This is a genomic window from Streptomyces sp. NBC_00289 (assembly GCF_041435115.1).
Taxonomy (GTDB): Bacteria; Actinomycetota; Actinomycetes; order Streptomycetales; family Streptomycetaceae; genus Streptomyces.
This window is the reverse complement of record NZ_CP108046.1, coordinates 5732543-5749442: the sequence shown is the minus strand read 5'-3', so window position 1 is coordinate 5749442 and position 16900 is coordinate 5732543. Positions and strand designations below refer to the sequence as shown.

Below are 16900 nucleotides of genomic sequence, written 5' to 3'. Positions count from 1 at the left end.
GGGGAACGGACAGCCATGGGGGGCGCCTCCTCGATCAGCTGGTCGGTGCCGACCGTAACGCGTGGTTGTCTACGGCCGTCGTCATTTAGCGGCGGCCGTCCTCTTTGCGCTCCCCGCGCCGCAGTTCGCGCCGTTGCTTGCCCGGCAGGGTGGCTGTCAGCTTGCCCACCTCGGCGACGTCGTGGCATTCGCCGGTCCGGCCGCCCCGGCACCACCACACCGGTGGGGCGGCCGCGTCCGTGCGGTCCGGGTACCAGTCCGCCGTGGTCCCGGGCGGGCGCGGATGCATTCCGGTCTTGTGCTCCCGGCAGACCGGCCACGCCTGCCACAGCAACTCCATGACGGTCTCCTGCGCCGCCCCCGCGACCACGGTCAGGACCGTGGTCGCGTCGTCCGGCTCCGGCGGGTCTCCGGCCTCCACATCACTCGCGTTCACCGCGTTGCCCTGCCAGCGGCCGTCCGGCATCGCCACGTAGATCTGATCGCCGTCGGCCCCGCTGCCGGGCGGGGACTCCCGGGACGGGGCAAGCATCAGGATCAGGGCGTCCTGGTCCGGCAGGGTCGCCGTCACGTCACGGTTGACCACGGCGAGCGCCGCCTCCAGCTTCGGCCACCGGCCGGGATCGGCCGGCCTGGGCTGCGGTGGAGGTTCGCGGTCACGACCGGGACCGGTGGGCGAGTAGGAGAAGTGGCTCACCGACGCATCTTCCCAGCTACTCCGAACAAGGGATTCCGATGCCCGGATGAGCGTCCGTACAACTCGGTGACGTCCTCGCGGGTCTCCCCCACATCCGGGCCGTGATCCGGTCCCTCGTTTCCGGGAGAACCATGCGCAAGCCCTACGCGGCCGTCCTCACCGTCGCTCCTCTGGTCGTTCTCGCCGCCGTGGCGCCCGGCGCCCGCGCCGACACGACCGCGGGAGACGCCCGTATCACGTCCGTCGCCGTCTCCAAGCCGACCACCGCCGTCGGTGCCACGCTCGGGACGTCGGTCGGCGTCACGGTGACCGCCACGGACGACTCCGGGATCGACAGCGTCATCGGCCCCAAGGTGGTGGGCCCCGACGGGCTCGTCATCCGTCCCACCCGAAACGAGTGCACCGTACAGAGCGCGACCACCATGCGGTGCGCCTACAGCTTCCCGCTCTCGCCGGACGGCACGGACGCACAGGATCTGCGCAACAGCGCGGCGGGTCTGTGGCACTTCAGGGCCAAGGCCGTCGCCCACGACGGCGACTTCCACCACCTGTCGCCGGGCGCACCGTTCAGCGTCAAGCGGCACACCAGGATGGAGAGTGCCCAGGCCGCACCCGAGCCGGTCGACAAGGGCGGAAAGCTCACCGTCACAGGCTCACTCCGGCGGGCCGACTGGGACACCGGCGTCTACGACGGCTACGCGGGCAAGTCCGTGATCCTCCAGTTCCGCAAGTCCCGCACCGACACCTTCAAGAACGTCAGAACGGTCACCACCGACAGCGCGGGCAAGCTGCGTACGACGGTCACCGCGAACGCGACGGGCACCTGGCGCTGGCGGTTCACCCACAACACCGTCGCCACCGGGGTGACGTCTCAGGGCGACCGGGTCGAGGTCCGCTAGGTGTACGGCGGTGTACTGCCCCGGGACGCCCTGGGCCGGCTCAGTATCCGATGGCCTCTCGGAGAAGCAGCACGGTGCCGCGTCCTGGGCGCGGTTCCGCGTTGAGGACGAGCAGGCGGTTGACGGCGCTGGGCATCCCGTACACCGCCTGGGCGCGGACGTTCTCCAGTACGAGGGCGTACTCCTCGACGCGGCGCAGCGCTGTGCGCAGGTCGGGCACCACCTTCTGCGCGCCGACGACCCAGATCGCGTGGGCGGCGCCGCCCGCGTTGGCGGGGAGTTGGCTGCCGCTGCCCGAGGCGAGGACGAGCGAGCCGGTCTCGGTGACGGCGGCGACGCTGTTGACGACGAAGTCGGGGACGGCGGACAGCCTGCGGATCTCGTCGGCACCGGTGGCACGGTCGATGGCCAGGACGCGCGGCCTGATGGCGTCGTACCGGCCGCCGGTGTTGATGTCCTCGTCGATGCCGGACAGCCGGAGGGTCTCGCTGGCTCCGGTGAACACGCCGGCGCCCTCGGGGACCAGGTCCTTGACGCGGGCGCGCGCGGCCGCGGCGTCGTCGAGGATCTCGGCGGCGAAGCCGTTGGCGCGCAGCGCGGCGGCCACCCGCTCCAGTCGTTCGGCCGATGCCGGTTCGGCGAAGGAGGCGACCGGATCCGGGATCGCCGTGACGTCCGCGGGGATTGTGGGGGTGGCCGTGGCATCCGCGGGGACTGCCGGGCTGGTCGTAGCTTCCGCGGGGACTGCCGGGTTGGCCGTGGCGTCCGCCGGGTCGGTTCCGGCGGCCCGCTCCGCGTGGGGAGCCGTGCCGGCCAGTGGGGAGGTGTCGAGGTACCTGACCTCGTACACCCGCTCGGCGAACCTCCAGCCTTCCTCTGTGCGCTGGTAACGGTCGTGGTAGACGGCGTAGTTCAGGCCCTGGCGCCCGTCGAGGGTGCGCGCGAGTTCCTGGATGTAGGCGCGGCCGGTCGCGGTGTCGCCGTCGAGCAGGATCGTGCCGGGGTGTGTGGTCTGGACGAAGAAGTCCCACTGGCTCTGCAGCCGTTCGCCCCCGGCACGGATCTCCTCCCGGCCGACCTGCTCGACGGGGATGTTGGGCATGCGCAGGGCACCGTCCGGTGTGAACAGCGAGGCCAGGCGCGGCCGGTCGCGCATCATCGCCGCGTCGGTGAACTCGCCGCGCAGTGCCTCGATCTCGACGCGGTCCGCGATGGCCTGGAAGTCGTTCATCAGAGTTGCCTCTCCGTCTTGTCGTCGTCCTCACCGGTACGACAACGCGGCCCTCCGAAGTGTGAGGTGGCGCGTCGGCCTCACAGTCGGGTGCGCTGTCCTGTCGTAACGGGGAGAGGCACGGAAGCGAGCGAGGGAGAAGGCCAGACCATGACCACCGGAGTCGAGCCCGGCGACGATCGGCGCGAACCGGGACTCAGCGCGATCATGAGCGAGCGGCGCCGGCTGATCAACCTCGGCTATCGACTCCTCGGGTCCCTCGCCGACGCCGAGGACGTCGTGCAGGAGACCTACGCCCGCTGGTACGCCATGTCCGCACAGGAGCAGCGGGCCATCGAGTCGCCCGGCGCCTGGCTGACGACGGTCGCCGGCCGCATCTGCCTGAACCTGCTCGGCTCGGCCCGGGCCAGGCGGGAGACGTACGTGGGCGACTGGATCCCGGAACCGCTGCCCGAACACACGGAGTGGATCACCGGGCGCTCCGGTGTCGGCGGGACCGACCCGGCCGATCGGATCACCCTCGACGAGTCGGTGACGATGGCCTTCCTGGTCGTCCTCGACGCGATGACCCCGGCCGAGCGCGTCGCGTTCGTCCTGCACGACGTCTTCCGCTACCCCTTCGGCGAGGTTGCAGAGATCGTCGGCCGCTCTCCGGCGGCGTGCCGCCAACTGGCCTCGTCCGCCCGCCGTCGCATCCGTACGGCGCGGACTCCGGCCGGCCCGGGTGCAGGGCAGGCCGACATCGTCAGGCGGTTCAGAACGGCGTGGGAGGCCAAGGACATCGACGCCCTGATCGGCCTGCTCGACCCCGACGCCACCGCGACCGCCGACGGCGGCGGGCTGGCCGTCACCCATCTGCACCCGATCGTGGGCGCCGAGCGGATCGCGCGGGCCTACGCCAGGATCGCCCGTGTGTCGGGCGATCGCAGGACGTTCCTGGAGTGCACGGTCAACGGCCTGCCCGGCTTGGTGGCGCGACAGGACGGCACCATCGTGACCGTGTTCGCGTTCGAGATCGCGGGCGACCGGATCAGGCGTATCTGGGCGGTGCGAAACCCCGAGAAGCTGCGACCCTGGCGGAGCGGCTGAGGAGCGGTCCCCACACCGCGGCGACCGGACCGCGACCGGCACGGACCCGCACCGAGGCCACACCGAGGCCACACCGAGGCCACACCAAAACTAGGCCGTCTCCTCCGCCGCCAGGTCCGCGACCACCGCCGCGTGGTCCGACGGCCATACGCCGTCGACCGGGCCCGCGCCCGCGCGGCGGACCGAGCGGACGTGGCCGAGGCTTCCGGGGCCTGGCGGGCCCACGTGGATGTAGTCGATGCGGACGGCCGGGTCGTGGACGGCGACGTACGGGTTCGCCGGGTCCCACGTCGCGGAGGGGGCCGTCGGGTCGGCGTACTCCCACGCGTCGAGGAAGAGTTGGCCGGGGGCGGCCGGTGCCGTCTTGTAGCCACCGAAGCGGCGGACCTCGTCGGAATCCGGCCACGCGTTGAAGTCGCCGGTGACGACGGGCGGGAACGCGGTGCCGCCCCGGTGGGCCGCCACGAACTCGGCCAGGGCGGTGACCTGTTCGACGCGCACGGTCGACGCCGAGGGGGCCGAGGTGAGGTGGGTCGTGAAGAAGGGGACCTCGTGGTGGGGCGCGGCCAGGCGGGCGTAGAGGGCGAGGCGGCCGTCGTCCAGCTCCTCGGGCACGGGCAGCCGCAGGACGTCCTGCTCGATGACCGGCCAGCGGCTCAGCACCGCGTTGCCGACGTCGACGGACGGGTCCCCGATCCGGCGCTGCCACCGCTCGGACGCGTCGGAGGGGGCCCAGGCGCAGTGCAGGCCGAGTTCGTCCGCGAGCCACTCGGCGAGGTTCTCGCCGCCGGCCGCCCACACCTCCTGGAGGCCGACCACGTCCGGCTCCAGTTCCCGCAGTACGGCGAGTATGGCTTTCTGCCGCTCGGCCCAGGGCCCGAACCGCCACCACAGATTCCAGCTCACGATGCGCATCGCCGACCCCGCCCGTCCTTCACCCGTTCCGACACTGGGACCATTGAAGACCACCGTCACCTGCGCGAGGCAGAGGACGGGAGACAAGAGACGGGAGTCTCCGTGAAGGTGTTCCGTGACGCCGAGTCCAAGTACCGGGCCGTCTCGGCCCTCCAGCGCACCATCGCCAACCCGTTGCAGCGGCGGATGCCGACGCAGACGCTGCTGGAGACCACCGGCCGCGTGTCGGGGCAGCCCCGGCGTACTCCGCTGGGCGGCCGGCGGATCGGGGACTCCTTCTGGCTGGTCTCCGAGTTCGGCGAGCGCTCGCAGTACATCCGCAACATCAAGGCCGACCCCAGGGTCCGGGTCCGGCTGCGGGGCCGCTGGCTCACCGGCACGGCGCACCTCCTGCCGGACGACGACGCCGTCGCACGACTGCGCAGCCTGCCCCGGATGAACAGCGCGGCGGTACGGGCGGTGGGCGCGGGGCTGCTCACGGTGCGGGTGGATCTCGACTGAGCGGTCCGCCGGACGTGCTGCGGGTGGCGTCCCGTGCCGTCGATCGTGCGCGGCGCCGTCGTGACTGGTCGCGCAGTTCCCCGCGCCCCTTCAGGGTGCCGAACCGCTGCGGGCTCAGCCCGGCCAGCCCACGAACGCCCCGCCGCAAGGGCCGCCGTTCGACCGCGGCGCCGTCGTGGCCGGTCGCGCAGTTCCCCGCGCCCCTTCAGGGCGCTGCCGGACCGAAGCGGAGTCAGCGCGGGCAGATGCGCCGCGACCTGCCGCGATGCGCCGTCGAACGTCCGCGGCGCCGTCGTGGCCGGTCGCGCAGTTCCCCGCGCCCCTTCAGGGCGCGTCCCCTCAGGGCACGGGTCAGCCCGGCCAGACGATCGACTGCACCTCGCTGTACGCGTGCAGCGCGTACGAGCCGACGTCTCGGCCGACGCCGCTCCTCTTGAAGCCGCCGAAGGGGGCCTCCATGTTGCGGCCGACGGTGTTGATGCCGACGCCGCCGGCCCGCAACCGGCGTGCCACCCGGAAGGCGCGGGCCACGTCGCCGGACCAGACGTAGTCGATCAGGCCGTAGTCGCTGTCGTTGGCGAGGGTTATGCCCTCCTCCTCCTCGTCGAAGGGGATCACGACCACCACGGGGCCGAAGATCTCCTCCCGGGCCACGCGCATGTCGTTGGTGCAGTCCGCGAGGAGGGTTGGCGTGACGTAGAAACCCCGGTCCAGGGCAGGGCGTTCGCCGCCGCCGGCCACCGACGCTCCCTCCTTGCGGCCCAGTTCGACGTACGACTCGATCCGGTCCCGGTGCGCTTCCGAGATCACCGGTCCGACGACCGTGTCCCGCTCCCGAGGGTCGCCGATTTTCAACCTGCCGGCGTAGGCGGCCAGTTGGCCGACCAGTTCGTCGTACACGCCTCGTTGCGCCAGCACGCGCGTCGGCGCCGTACAGATCTGTCCGCTGTAGAAGGAGAACGTCGATCCGATACCGGCCACCGCCGAGCGGAGGTCCGCGTCGTCGAAGACCACGGCGGCCCCCTTGCCGCCCAGTTCCATCAGCTGCCGCTTCATGCCCCGGCCGCACACCTCGGCGATGCGCTGCCCGACCGCCGTCGAACCCGTGAAGCTCACCATGTCCACGTCGTCGCAGTCCACGGCCGCCTCGCCGACCTCGACCGACCGGCCGGAGACGACGTTCACGACTCCGGGCGGCGCCCCGGCCGCCTCCAGCGCCTCCGCCATGCGGTAGGCGGACAGCGGGTCCTGCGGGGCGGGTTTCACCACCACGGTGTTGCCCATGGCGAGCGCCGGGGCGACCTTTCCGGCCGCGTTCGCCCACGGGTTGTTGTAGGAGGTGACGCAGGTGACGACCCCGACGGGCTGCCGTACCGCCAGCGCGCCCGTCACTCCCGCCCGGCCGAGCGGGCCGGCTTCGGTGATCTGCGGCGTGATCGCCCACTCCGCGGGCTCCACGCGCGCGTACCGCTGGAAACGGGCCGCCGCCACCCCCACCTGCATCGCCCGGGCCGTCCCGGTCGTCGCGCCGGTCTCCGCCCGGGCCAGCTCGGCGTACGGCACCAGCCGCTCGCGGATGATGTCCGCCGCCCGGGCGAGGACCGCCGCCCGCTCCTCGGCGGAGGTACGCGACCAGGGGCCGAAGGCCTCGCGGGCCGCGGCGCAGGCCGCGTGCACCTGATCCCGCGAGGCCTCCGGCGCCCGGCCCACGATCTCCTCGGTCGCCGGGTCGACGACCTCGTAGTGGCCGCCGTCCGGCTCCACCCAGGAACCCCCGAGGAACAGCCCCTGGCCGTCGGCCGCCCGGTCGCCGTCGATCGGCCGCCGTTCCCGGGTCACCTGGTCGCCACCGTCCCGGTGTCCCGCCCCGAGCGCAGTACCCGGCCCGGGACGGAGCCCGTCACGACGTCGTCCCGGATCGTCTCGACGCCGTTGACCCACACGGCCCGTATGCCGATCGCCTTGGAGTCCAGTCGCGGGCTGTCACCCGGCAGGTCGTGCACCAGGGTGGCCGTGGCCGCGTCGATCCGCCGCGGGTCGAAGAGGACCAGGTCGGCATGGAAGCCCTCCCGCAGCCGGCCCCGCTCGCGCAGGCCGAACAGCCGTGCCGGGTCGTCCGTCAGCATCTTCACGGCCTGTTCCAGGCCGACCAGCTTCCGGCCGCGCAGGCAGTCGCCGAGGAAGCGGGTGGTGTACGGCGCCCCGCACATGCGGTCCAGGTGCGCGCCCGCGTCGGAGCCGCCGAGCAGGACGTCCTCGTGCTGCCAGGTCTCGGCCCGCAGCGCCCAGGACGCGGGGTCGTTGTCGGTGGGCATGGGCCACAGGACCGTACGCAGGTCGTCGGCGGCGCAGATCTCGACCAGGCAGTGGAAGGGGTCGAGGCCGCGTTCGGCGGCGATGTCCTTCACCACCCGCCCGCGCAGGCCACGGTTCGCCCCGCTGTAAGTGTCACCGATGACGTACCGGCCGAAGTTCGCCAGCCGCCGGAAGACGCCCGCCTCCTTGGAGTGGGCGCGCTCCAGCAGCTCCGCCCGTACGTCCGCGTCCCGCAGCCGCCCGATCCGCTCGGGAACGGGCAGGCCCAGGACGGGGCCCCAGCCGGGGATCAGGTTCAGGGCGCAGAAGGTGCCGAGCGACATGTTCATCGGCGTGAGGATCGGCATGGTGAGCGCCACCACCCGGCCGCCCGCCTTCCGGGCCTGTTCGCTCGCCAGCAGCTGCCTGGGCACGCGTTCGGGGACGGACGCGTCGATGGTCAGGACGTTCCAGTTCAGGGGGCGTCCCGCCGCCGCGCTCATCTCCACGAACAGGTCGATCTCCGCGTCGCTGAACTGGTCGAGGCAGCCCGCGACGATCGCCTCGATCTGGGTGCCCTCGTGTTCCCCGACGGCCTTGGCGAGGGCCAGCAGTTCCGCGGGGCGGGCGTGCCGGGAGGCGACCGGCCTCCCGTCACCGTCGGAGTGGGTGGAGGACTGGGTGGTGGACAGGCCCCACGCGCCGGCGTCCATCGCCTCGTGGAAGAGCCGCAGCATGGCGGCCAGTTGCTCCTCGCTCGGCTGTCCGCCCACCGCGTCCGGGCCCATCACGTACCGCCGCAGCGCGCAGTGCCCGACCATGAAGCCCGCGTTGACGGCGATCCGCCCCTCCAGCGCGTCCAGGTACTCCCCGAAGCCGTGCCAGTTCCAGGGGGCGCCCTCCTCCAGGGCGACCAGCGACATGCCCTCCACCTTGGAGAGCATGCGGCGGGTGTAGTCGGCGTCCTCGGGGCGCTCCGGGTGGAGCGGCGCGAGGGTGAAGCCGCAGTTGCCGGCCGCGACGGTGGTCACCCCGTGGTTGAGGGACGGGGTGGCGTAGGGGTCCCAGAAGAGCTGGGCGTCGTAGTGGGTGTGCGGATCGACGAAGCCGGGGGCGAGGACGAGTCCGGTCGCGTCCTCCGTCGTCCGGGACTCTTCGGTGACCGCGCCGATCACGGCGATACGGCCGTCCCGGATTCCCACATCCGCGGTGGATGCCGGGGCGCCGGTCCCGTCGACGACGGTCGCCCCTTTGATGACGTGATCGAGCATGAGGCCTGCCTCCTCAACTCCGGTGAGAGTCGCACCCCAGGGGGCGCGGGGAACTGCGCGACCGGCCACGGACGGCCCGCACTCCGCGACGGCGGTCAACCGGCCTGCCGGAACCGTGTCGTCCGGTGTACGGGATCCGTGTCGATCTTCGGAATCACGTGCTCCCCGATCAGCCGGATCGTCCGCAGCGTCTCCTCCTTGGGCACCCCGACCGGCAGCCCGAAGCTGAGCTGGTCGGCGCCCGCCTGCTCCCACCGCTTGCACTGAGTGAGGACCTCGTCGGGGTCGCCGCAGATCAGCAGCTCCTCCTCGACGAGGAGTTCGACGAACTCGGGGGTGTACTCGGGGAGCGTCTCCGGCCAGACCGGGAAGCCCTCGGGGCGCGGGAAGGTGTCGTGGTAGCGGAAGACGAGGGAGGGGAGGTAGTGCAGCCCGCCGCTCACCGCGATCCGGATCGCCTCGTCGTGTGTCGGGGCGCAGATGGCGGTCGTCGTCACCATCACGTTGTCGTTGACGAAGTCCCCGACGGGTTCGGCGTTCACGACGGCCGTCTTGTACTTCTCGAGCACCCACTCCATGTCGGAGACCTTCTGGATGCTGAAGCCGAGGACGCCGAGCCCCTTGCGGGCGGCCATTTCGTACGAGGGCGGCGACCCGGCGGCGTACCACATGGCGGGGTGCGACTTCCCGTACGGCTTCGGCAGGATCTTGCGCGGCGGGAGCTGCCAGTGCTTGCCCTGGAAGCCGACGTACTCGTCCTGGAGCCACATCTTGGGGAACTCGGCGATGGTCTCTTCCCAGATCTCCTTGGTGTGGTTCATGTCGGTGATGCCGGGGAGGAAGCCGAGGATCTCGTGGCTTCCCGCCCCGCGTCCGCTGCCGAACTCGAAGCGGTTCTCGGTGAGGTGGTCGAGCATGGCGACCTTCTCGGCGACCTTGACCGGGTGGTTGACCTGGGCGAGGGGGTTGAAGATTCCCGAGCCGAGGTGGATGCGGTCGGTCGCGTGGGCGAGGTAGCCGAGGAAGACGTCGTTGGCGGAGAGGTGCGAGTACTCCTCCAGGAAGTGGTGCTCGGACGCCCAGGCGTACTTGAAGCCGGATTTGTCCGCCTGGATGACGTACTCGGTCTCCTCCATCAGCGCCTTGTGCTCGGCGAGCGGATCGGTCTCGGCGCGCTTGCCCACGTATCCCTGTACAAAGAGCCCGAATTCCAAGGAGGTTCACCGTCCCCAGTCTGTTTCCCGCGTGAGCCATATCTGACGGGTCGTCAGATTTGTGTCCTGGCCGACTGTGGCACCGCACCCATGGACCGTCAATAGCTGACGGCCGGTCAGATGAGGCTGACGCCGGCCAGCCAGCCTCCGTCGATCACGAACGGCTGCCCGGTGATGTAGGAGGAGTCCTCGCAACTGAGGAAGAGCGCCAGCCGGGCCACCTCCCGCGGCTGACCGATCCGGCCGAGCGGCACGAGCTTGCGGTACAGCCCGTCCAGGGCCTCCGCCATCTCCTCGACGTCCGCCGACGGGTCGAGCCGGGACGGGTTGGACATCGGGGTGTCGATCGCGCCCGGACACATGGCGTTGACCCGGATGTGGCGCCCGGCCAGCTCCAGGGCGGCGACCCGGGTGAGGCCGAGGATCGCGTGCTTGGTCGCCGCGTAGGTGCCCACGGCCGCCATGCCGGTCACGGCGGTGTACGAGGCGGTGTTGACGATCGTGCCCCCGCCCGCGGCCGCGATGTGCGGGGCGACGGTCTTGATCCCGAGGAAGCAGCCGACCTGGTTCACCTGCACGACCTGCATGAACTCCTCGAGCGGGGTGTCGAGCAGGGCGTTGAACCGGAGGATGCCGGCGTTGTTGACCAGCCCGTCGACCTTCCCGTACGCCTCCTTGGTCGCGGCCACGGCGGCCGTCCAGTCCGCCTCCCTGCCGACGTCGAGATGGACGTAGCGGGCGTCCAGCTCCTTGGCCAGATCCTCCCCCTGGTCGTCCAGTACGTCCGCGACGACGACCCGGGCGCCTTCCTCCCGGAACAGGCGCGCCTCCTGTTCGCCCTGTCCGCGCGCCGCGCCGGTGACGATGACGACGCGTCCGTCCAGCTTGCCCATGCGGTCTCTCCCTAGAGGTGAGGAGCTGTGTCGGCGCCGAAGGACGCCATCTGGTCGGTGAGTTCGCCGCGGCTCCGGCTGCGGAAGCGGACCTGGATCTGGTCCACTCCCATCGCGCGGTAGGCGCGCAGGGACTCGGCGAGCGCCTCCGGCGGCCCGCTGAGGGTGCGGCGGCCGACATCCCACCCGGGAACCCCCACGTACAGGGGCTCGGTGATGGCGCCGACGGTGAACGGCTCCTCGGCGCCGGCCTCTTCGCGCAGCCGTCGGATCCGCTCGATCTGTGCCGGCAGCCGGTCGCGCGGGTCGCCCTGCGGCAGCCAGCCGTCACCCTTGAGCGCGGCCCGGCGGACGGCGGCGGGCGAGGACCCGCCGACCCAGAGGGGGACGCGGGTCTGAGCGGGCCGGGGCCGTTGACCGAGGTCCTCGAAGTCGTGGAGCTTGCCGTGGTGCTCGGGGAACTCCTCGGGGCCGAGGGCGGCCCGCAGGGCGTCCATGGTCTCGTCGAGGACGGGTCCGCGGCGCTCGAAGTCCACCCCCAGCACCTCGAACTCCTCCCGTACGTGCCCGGCCCCGACGCCGAGGATCAGGCGGCCGCCCGACAGGTGGTCGAGGGTGGCGTACTGCTTGGCGGTGAGCAGCGGGTGGCGCAGGCCCACGACGGCGACATGGCTGAGCAGCCGGACGCGTCGGGTGACCGCGGCCAGGTGGGCGAGGGTGGCGACGGGGTCGTACCAGACCGTGCTCATCGCGGGCGCCAGCCGCCGCGGTATCGCCACGTGGTCGCAGGCGGCGATGTAGTCGAAGCCGGCGCGGTCGGCGGTGCGGGCGATCTCCACGAGGTCGCCGGGACCGGCGTCGGCCTCCCAGGGTTCGGCGTAGATCGTGCTCTGCGACTGGACGGGGAGCTGGATGCCGTACACGAACGGGGTCTTCACCGGGCATCGCCCGGCCACAGCCCGTCCGCCGTGAGGCCCAGCAGCTCGATCGCGTTGCCCCGGACGATCCGCTCCACCACGTCCGGTGCCAGGTGGCCCATCTGCGCCTCGCCGACCTCGCGGGACTTGGGCCAGGTGGAGTCGGAGTGCGGGTAGTCGGTCTCGTACAGGACGTTCCCGACGCCGATGGCGTCGAGGTTGCGCAGCCCGAAGGCGTCGTCGAAGAAGCAGCCGTAGACGTGCTCGGCGAACAGCTCGGACGGCGGACGGTGGACCTTGTCGGCGACCCCGCCCCAGCCGCGGTTCTCCTCCCAGACGACGTCGGCGCGCTCCAGGATGTAGGGGATCCAGCCGATCTGCCCCTCGGCGTACATGACCTTCAGGCCGGGGAAGCGCTCGAACTTGCCGCTCATCAGCCAGTCGACCATCGAGAAGCAGCAGTTGGCGAAGGTGATGGTGGAGCCGACGGCGGGCGGGGCGTCGGCGGAGGTGGACGGCATCCGGCTGGAGGAGCCGATGTGCATGGCGATGACCGTGCCGGTCTCGGCGCAGGCGGCGAGGAAGGGGTCCCAGTCGTCGGTGTGCACGGACGGCAGCCCGAGGTGCGGGGGTATCTCGGAGAAGGCGACGGCACGGACACCGCGGGCCGCGTTGCGGCGGACCTCCCGGGCGGCCAGTTCCGCGTCCCACAGCGGGACGAGGGTGAGGGGGATGAGCCGGCCCTCCGCGGCCGGGCCGCACCATCCCTCGACCATCCAGTCGTTGTAGGCCTGGACGCACAGCAGCCCGAGCTCGCGGTCGCTCGCCTCGGTGAAGGTCTGGCCGCAGAAGCGGGGGAAGGTCGGGAAGCAGAGGGCGGACTGGACGTGGTTGACGTCCATGTCGGCGAGGCGCTGCGGGACGTCGTGGGAGCCGGGGCGCATCCGCTCGTACGTGATGATCTCGAGCTTGATCTCGTCCCTGCTGTAGCCGACGGCGGTGTCCAGGCGGGTGAGGGGGCGGTGCAGGTCCTCGTAGACCCACCAGTCGCCGATCGGCCCGTCGTCGCCCGGCCGGCCCATGACGGGCTTGAACCTGCCGCCGAGGAAGGTCATTTCCTTCAGCGGGGCGCGGACGATGCGTGGACCGGTGTCGAGGTACTTCTTCGGGAGCCGGTCCTGCCACACGTCCGGGGGTTCGACGGTGTGGTCGTCGACCGAGATGATCAGCGGAAACGTGCCGCCATGGGCGTCTTGGGTGTCCATGACACCTCACGGTAGCGCCGATCTGACGACCCGTCAGCAATGTGTGCGGCGCCCGCCCTGGCGGTTCCCGGGCGGAACTGTGCGGAGATCCTGTGTGGACTCTGTGGGCTCCCGTGCGCCTGCCTGTGATCGCCGTCTCGCACGGCTGACGCATCTGCCATGAACAAGGCAAACTGGCGTCGTTGCTCACTGTTTCTAGGGGGACGGCGATGGACGTACCGCAGGCACCCGGGGCGCCACAGGTGCCCGAGGTACCGCGCGTACCGGAGCAGAGGCGTCCCGACTCCGCCACGGAGTCGGCGGTGCTGCGCTTCGGCGTGCTCGGTCCGGTGCGGGCCTGGCGTGGCGAGGACCAGCTGAACACCGGCTCCCCCCAGCAACGCGCGCTGCTCGCCGCGCTCCTGCTCCGCGAGGGCCGCACCGCGACCGCCGCCGAGCTGATCGACGCCCTGTGGGGCGAGGAACCCCCGCCGCAGGCACTGGCCGCGCTGCGGACCTACGCCTCCCGGCTGCGCAAGGTCCTCGACCCCGGCGTGCTCGTGAGCGAGTCGGGCGGCTACGCGGTGCGCGGCCTGCGGGACGGGGCGCTGGACCTCGCGGCCGTACAGGACCTGGCGGCCGAGGCGGAGAAGGCCCGCACCGCCGGAGACCTGTGCCACGCCCGTGACGTCCTGGGCAGGGCGCTGGGGCTGTGGGACGGCGAGGCGCTCGCCGGAGTGCCGGGGCGGTACGCCGAGACACAGCGGGTCCGGCTGGAGGAGTGGCGGCTGCAACTCCTCGAAACCCGGCTGGACATGGACCTGGAGCAGGGCTGCCACGCGGAGGCGGTGTCCGAACTGACCGCGCTGACCGCCGCCCACCCGCTGCGGGAACGCCTGCGCGAGCTGCTGATGCTGGCGCTGTACCGCAGCGGCCGGCAGGCGGAGGCGCTGGCGGTGTACGCCGACACCCGGCGGCTGCTGGCCGACGAACTGGGCGTGGACCCCCGCCCCGGCCTGCGTGAACTGCAACAGCGCATCCTGCGGGCGGACCCCGCACTGGCCGAACCCTCGGCCCCGCAGGCCGAGCCGGCGGCGGCACCGGTCCGCCCGGCCCAACTCCCGGCAAGCGTCCCGGACTTCACGGGACGCGCCGCCTTCGTCGCCGAGCTGGGCGAGGTACTGGCCTCCGCCGAGGGCCGGGTGATGGCCGTCTCGGCGCTGGCGGGAATCGGCGGTGTCGGCAAGACGACCCTCGCCGTGCACGTGGCGCACCGGGCGCGCGGCGCCTTCCCCGACGGCCAGCTGTACGTCGACCTCCAGGGAGCCGGCTCGCGGGCCGCGGAACCGGAGACGGTGCTCGGCTCCTTCCTCCGGGCCCTCGGCACGGCGGAGTCGGCGATCCCCGACTCCCTGGAGGAGCGGGCGGCCCTGTACCGCTCGGTCCTCGACGGCCGCCGGGTCCTGGTCCTGCTCGACAATGCCCGGGACGCGGCCCAGGTACGGCCGCTGCTGCCGGGCACCGAGGGCTGCGCGGCGCTGGTGACGTCACGGGTGCGGATGGTGGACCTGGCCGGCGCCCACCTGGTCGACCTGGACGTGATGTCACCGGAGGAGGCCCTGTCCCTGTTCACGAAGATCGTGGGCCAGGAGCGGGTGGCCTCGGAGCGGGAGGCGGCCCTGGACGTGGTGGCCGCCTGCGGCTTCCTGCCCCTCGCCATCCGTATCGCCGCCTCCCGGCTGGCGGCCCGCCGCACCTGGACGGTGTCCGTGCTGGCGGCGAAGCTCGCGGACGGGCGGCGCCGGCTCGACGAACTCCAGGCCGGCGACCTGGCCGTCAAGGCGACCTTCGAGCTCGGCTACGGCCAGCTGGAGCCGGCCCAGGCGAGGGCGTTCCGGCTGCTGGGGCTCGCCGACGGGCCGGACATCTCGGTGCCGGCGGCGGCCGCCGTGCTGAACCTGCCGGCCGAGGAGACCGAGGACGTGCTGGAGGGCCTGGTCGACACCTCCCTGGTCGAGTCCGCGGCGCCCGGCCGGTACCGGTACCACGATCTCGTACGGCTCTACGCGCGTGCGTGCGCGGAACGCGACGAACCGCCGGGCGAACGCGAGGGCGCGCTGTCGCGGCTGCTGGACTTCTACCTGGCCACCGCGGCCGGCGTGTACGCCATCGAACGGCCCGGCGACCGGCTGGTGGACCACCTGGCCGTCACCGAACATCCGGGGCTGGCGTTCCCCGACCGGCGCGCCGCCCGGGACTGGCTCTACACCGAGGCGAACTGCCTGCTGGCCGTCACCCGACAGTCCGCGACCGGCACGCACACCCTGCCGCGGGCGATCGACCTGCTGTGGGCGGCCCTCGACCTCTCGGAGTCCGGGGCCAACCCCAGGGAGTACGAGGCCACCGCCAGGGCCCTGCTGGAGTCGGCCCGGCGCACCGGCGGGCCGCGGGTCGAGGCGCGGGCGCTGATGACCCTCGCCCACGCGCACGTCGACGGCGGCCGGTTCGAGATGGCCGACCAGGAGGCCGAACAGGTCATCCGCCTCGCCCGGGAGGCCGGCGACCTGCTGCCGGCCAGCTGGGCGCGCAACGCCCGCGGCATCATCGCGCTGTACCAGGGCCGCAACACCGACGGCGAGGAACACCTCTCCCAGGCCATCGAGCACTTCCGCACCCTCGGCGACCGCCCCGGCGAGGCAAGCGCCCTGTGCAACCTCTCCCGCATCCACCTGGCGACCGGGCTGACCGGCAGCGCGGTGGCACTGGCCCAGCAGGGCATGGAGATCTACGACGCGATGGGCAACTCCATGCGGGGCGCCAACGGCCGCTACGCCCTGGGGATGGCGCTCACCCAGAGCGGCCGGCTCGACTCGGCGGCCGACCGGCTGCTGGAGGCACTGGAGGTGTTCCGCGAGAGCCGTCAGCGCCTGTGGGAGGGCATGACGCTGTTCCGGCTGGCCGAAGTGGACATCGCGGCACGGCGCTTCGCCCAGGCGGCCCCCAACGCCGAGACGGCCCTGACGGTGCTGCGCGGCATCGGGGGCGAGTGGCGGCGCGGCAACGTCCTGACCGTCCTCGGCCACGCCCTCACCGGCATCGGCCAACGGGACCGGGCCCAGGTCTGCTGGCAGGAAGCCCTGCGCATCTACGACGAGTTGGGCTCCGCGGAGGCCGCGGCGGTGCGCGAACTGGTGGCTCCCGCGCGGACGGTCTGAGGCGCCGGGCGGGCGTTCATCATTCGTTTATCGCCGGGGGCGATGCTCTGACCAGTCGATCCGTCGCGTCGGGGGGCAGGCGGGTCACTGGTGAGGGCCGCGAGTTCGCGAACTAGGGTGAGCGGCCCGGGAAGGCCCGTCCGGCCACCCTCGGGGGAGTGACCGGACGGGCCTTGCCGACCTACTGACGAACACACCGAGCGGAGCGAGGACATGAGCGACAAGACGGTCATCAAGCCACAGGACATGCACGCCACGGGGACGACGGACAGCGCGGCCGCGGTCGCGGACACGTCCACCGAGACCCCGTCCACCGACGCCACCGCGACGACGGACGACATGCACGCCACCGACGAGCCCATCACGACGAAGGACATGCACGCCACATCGGAGCCGTTCAAGCCTACGAAGTAGGCGATCTGATCCGGGGGATCGGGGGATCGGGGGATCCGGGGTTCTGAGGACCGGGGGGCCCGAGGGGCCGGGAACGGGGATCGGGGGATCCAGGGTTCTGAGGAC

At 72.1% G+C, this 16900-nt stretch carries 14 protein-coding genes; 5 read left to right on the top strand and 9 right to left on the bottom strand.

Translation table 11 applies throughout. The features are described 5' to 3' along the window. Window positions 1-85 precede the first annotated feature (85 nt). On the bottom strand, window positions 86-697 hold the full coding sequence (locus OG985_RS26085; protein ID WP_371670756.1) for a hypothetical protein: 612 nt from the start codon (window positions 695-697) through the stop codon (window positions 86-88). A 131-nt stretch (window positions 698-828) separates the two neighbouring features. On the opposite strand from OG985_RS26085, the gene OG985_RS26080 reads away from it, so the two are divergent. Further along, a complete protein-coding gene (locus tag OG985_RS26080; RefSeq protein WP_371670755.1) occupies window positions 829-1596 on the top strand; it encodes a calcium-binding protein in 768 nt (255 codons plus the stop codon). Window positions 1597-1636: 40 nt separating this feature from the next. Here the strand turns inward: OG985_RS26080 and OG985_RS26075 are convergent, their stop codons facing one another. Then, complete coding sequence (locus OG985_RS26075; RefSeq protein WP_371670754.1) at window positions 1637-2827, bottom strand: nuclear transport factor 2 family protein; 1191 nt, start codon at window positions 2825-2827, stop codon at window positions 1637-1639. 150 nt (window positions 2828-2977) lie between these two features. Here OG985_RS26075 and sigJ point away from each other — a divergent pair, with 150 nt between their 5' ends. Next, complete coding sequence (gene sigJ, locus OG985_RS26070) at window positions 2978-3916, top strand: RNA polymerase sigma factor SigJ (RefSeq protein WP_371670753.1); 939 nt, start codon at window positions 2978-2980, stop codon at window positions 3914-3916. A 90-nt stretch (window positions 3917-4006) separates the two neighbouring features. Here sigJ and OG985_RS26065 read toward each other — a convergent pair whose 3' ends face one another. Continuing rightward, a complete protein-coding gene (locus OG985_RS26065) occupies window positions 4007-4831 on the bottom strand; it encodes an endonuclease/exonuclease/phosphatase family protein (RefSeq protein WP_371670752.1) in 825 nt (274 codons plus the stop codon). Window positions 4832-4939: 108 nt separating this feature from the next. Here OG985_RS26065 and OG985_RS26060 point away from each other — a divergent pair, with 108 nt between their 5' ends. Further along, window positions 4940-5332: a nitroreductase/quinone reductase family protein gene (locus OG985_RS26060; protein WP_371674500.1), complete on the top strand. Its 393-nt coding sequence runs from the start codon at window positions 4940-4942 to the stop codon at window positions 5330-5332. Between the two features lie 351 nt (window positions 5333-5683). On the opposite strand, the gene OG985_RS26055 is transcribed toward OG985_RS26060, so the two are convergent. The 6 genes from OG985_RS26055 to OG985_RS26030 all read right to left on the bottom strand — a co-directional run bounded on the left by OG985_RS26055 (window position 5684) and on the right by OG985_RS26030 (window position 13187). Beyond that, window positions 5684-7171, bottom strand: coding sequence for an aldehyde dehydrogenase family protein (locus OG985_RS26055; RefSeq protein WP_371670751.1), 1488 nt, complete (start codon window positions 7169-7171; stop codon window positions 5684-5686). Further along, a complete protein-coding gene (locus tag OG985_RS26050) occupies window positions 7168-8898 on the bottom strand; it encodes an amidohydrolase family protein (protein WP_371670750.1) in 1731 nt (576 codons plus the stop codon). The genes OG985_RS26055 and OG985_RS26050 overlap by 4 nt, the downstream gene beginning before the upstream one ends. Before the next feature lie 95 nt (window positions 8899-8993). After that, on the bottom strand, window positions 8994-10112 hold the full coding sequence (locus OG985_RS26045) for an LLM class flavin-dependent oxidoreductase (RefSeq protein WP_371670749.1): 1119 nt from the start codon (window positions 10110-10112) through the stop codon (window positions 8994-8996). A 116-nt stretch (window positions 10113-10228) separates the two neighbouring features. After that, window positions 10229-11005: an SDR family NAD(P)-dependent oxidoreductase gene (locus OG985_RS26040; RefSeq protein ID WP_371670748.1), complete on the bottom strand. Its 777-nt coding sequence runs from the start codon at window positions 11003-11005 to the stop codon at window positions 10229-10231. Between the two features lie 11 nt (window positions 11006-11016). Beyond that, window positions 11017-11943, bottom strand: coding sequence for an LLM class F420-dependent oxidoreductase (locus OG985_RS26035; protein WP_371670747.1), 927 nt, complete (start codon window positions 11941-11943; stop codon window positions 11017-11019). After that, window positions 11940-13187 carry an amidohydrolase family protein gene (locus OG985_RS26030; protein ID WP_371670746.1) on the bottom strand — a complete coding sequence of 416 codons (1248 nt, stop codon included), beginning with the start codon at window positions 13185-13187 and terminating at the stop codon, window positions 11940-11942. Before OG985_RS26030 ends, OG985_RS26035 begins: the two co-directional genes overlap by 4 nt. A 209-nt stretch (window positions 13188-13396) precedes the next feature. On the opposite strand from OG985_RS26030, the gene OG985_RS26025 reads away from it, so the two are divergent. Together OG985_RS26025 and OG985_RS26020 are read left to right on the top strand one after the other, a co-directional pair. Continuing rightward, window positions 13397-16381 carry a BTAD domain-containing putative transcriptional regulator gene (locus OG985_RS26025; RefSeq protein ID WP_371670745.1) on the top strand — a complete coding sequence of 995 codons (2985 nt, stop codon included), beginning with the start codon at window positions 13397-13399 and terminating at the stop codon, window positions 16379-16381. Window positions 16382-16594: 213 nt separating this feature from the next. Then, window positions 16595-16795 (top strand): hypothetical protein, encoded by a 201-nt coding sequence (locus OG985_RS26020; protein ID WP_371670744.1) that lies wholly within the window; start codon window positions 16595-16597, stop codon window positions 16793-16795. Window positions 16796-16900 lie beyond the last annotated feature (105 nt).

Bases quoted from the DNA above. Each gene is read 5' to 3' on its own strand.
- OG985_RS26080 (WP_371670755.1), top strand. From the start codon at position 829: ATGCGCAAGCCCTACGCGGCCGTCCTCACCGTCGCTCCTCTGGTCGTT.
- OG985_RS26075 (WP_371670754.1), bottom strand. From the start codon at position 2,827: ATGAACGACTTCCAGGCCATCGCGGACCGCGTCGAGATCGAGGCACTG.
- sigJ (WP_371670753.1), top strand. From the start codon at position 2,978: ATGACCACCGGAGTCGAGCCCGGCGACGATCGGCGCGAACCGGGACTC.
- OG985_RS26065 (WP_371670752.1), bottom strand. From the start codon at position 4,831: ATGCGCATCGTGAGCTGGAATCTGTGGTGGCGGTTCGGGCCCTGGGCC.
- OG985_RS26050 (WP_371670750.1), bottom strand. From the start codon at position 8,898: ATGCTCGATCACGTCATCAAAGGGGCGACCGTCGTCGACGGGACCGGC.
- OG985_RS26040 (WP_371670748.1), bottom strand. From the start codon at position 11,005: ATGGGCAAGCTGGACGGACGCGTCGTCATCGTCACCGGCGCGGCGCGC.
- OG985_RS26030 (WP_371670746.1), bottom strand. From the start codon at position 13,187: ATGGACACCCAAGACGCCCATGGCGGCACGTTTCCGCTGATCATCTCG.
- OG985_RS26025 (WP_371670745.1), top strand. From the start codon at position 13,397: ATGGACGTACCGCAGGCACCCGGGGCGCCACAGGTGCCCGAGGTACCG.
- OG985_RS26020 (WP_371670744.1), top strand. From the start codon at position 16,595: ATGAGCGACAAGACGGTCATCAAGCCACAGGACATGCACGCCACGGGG.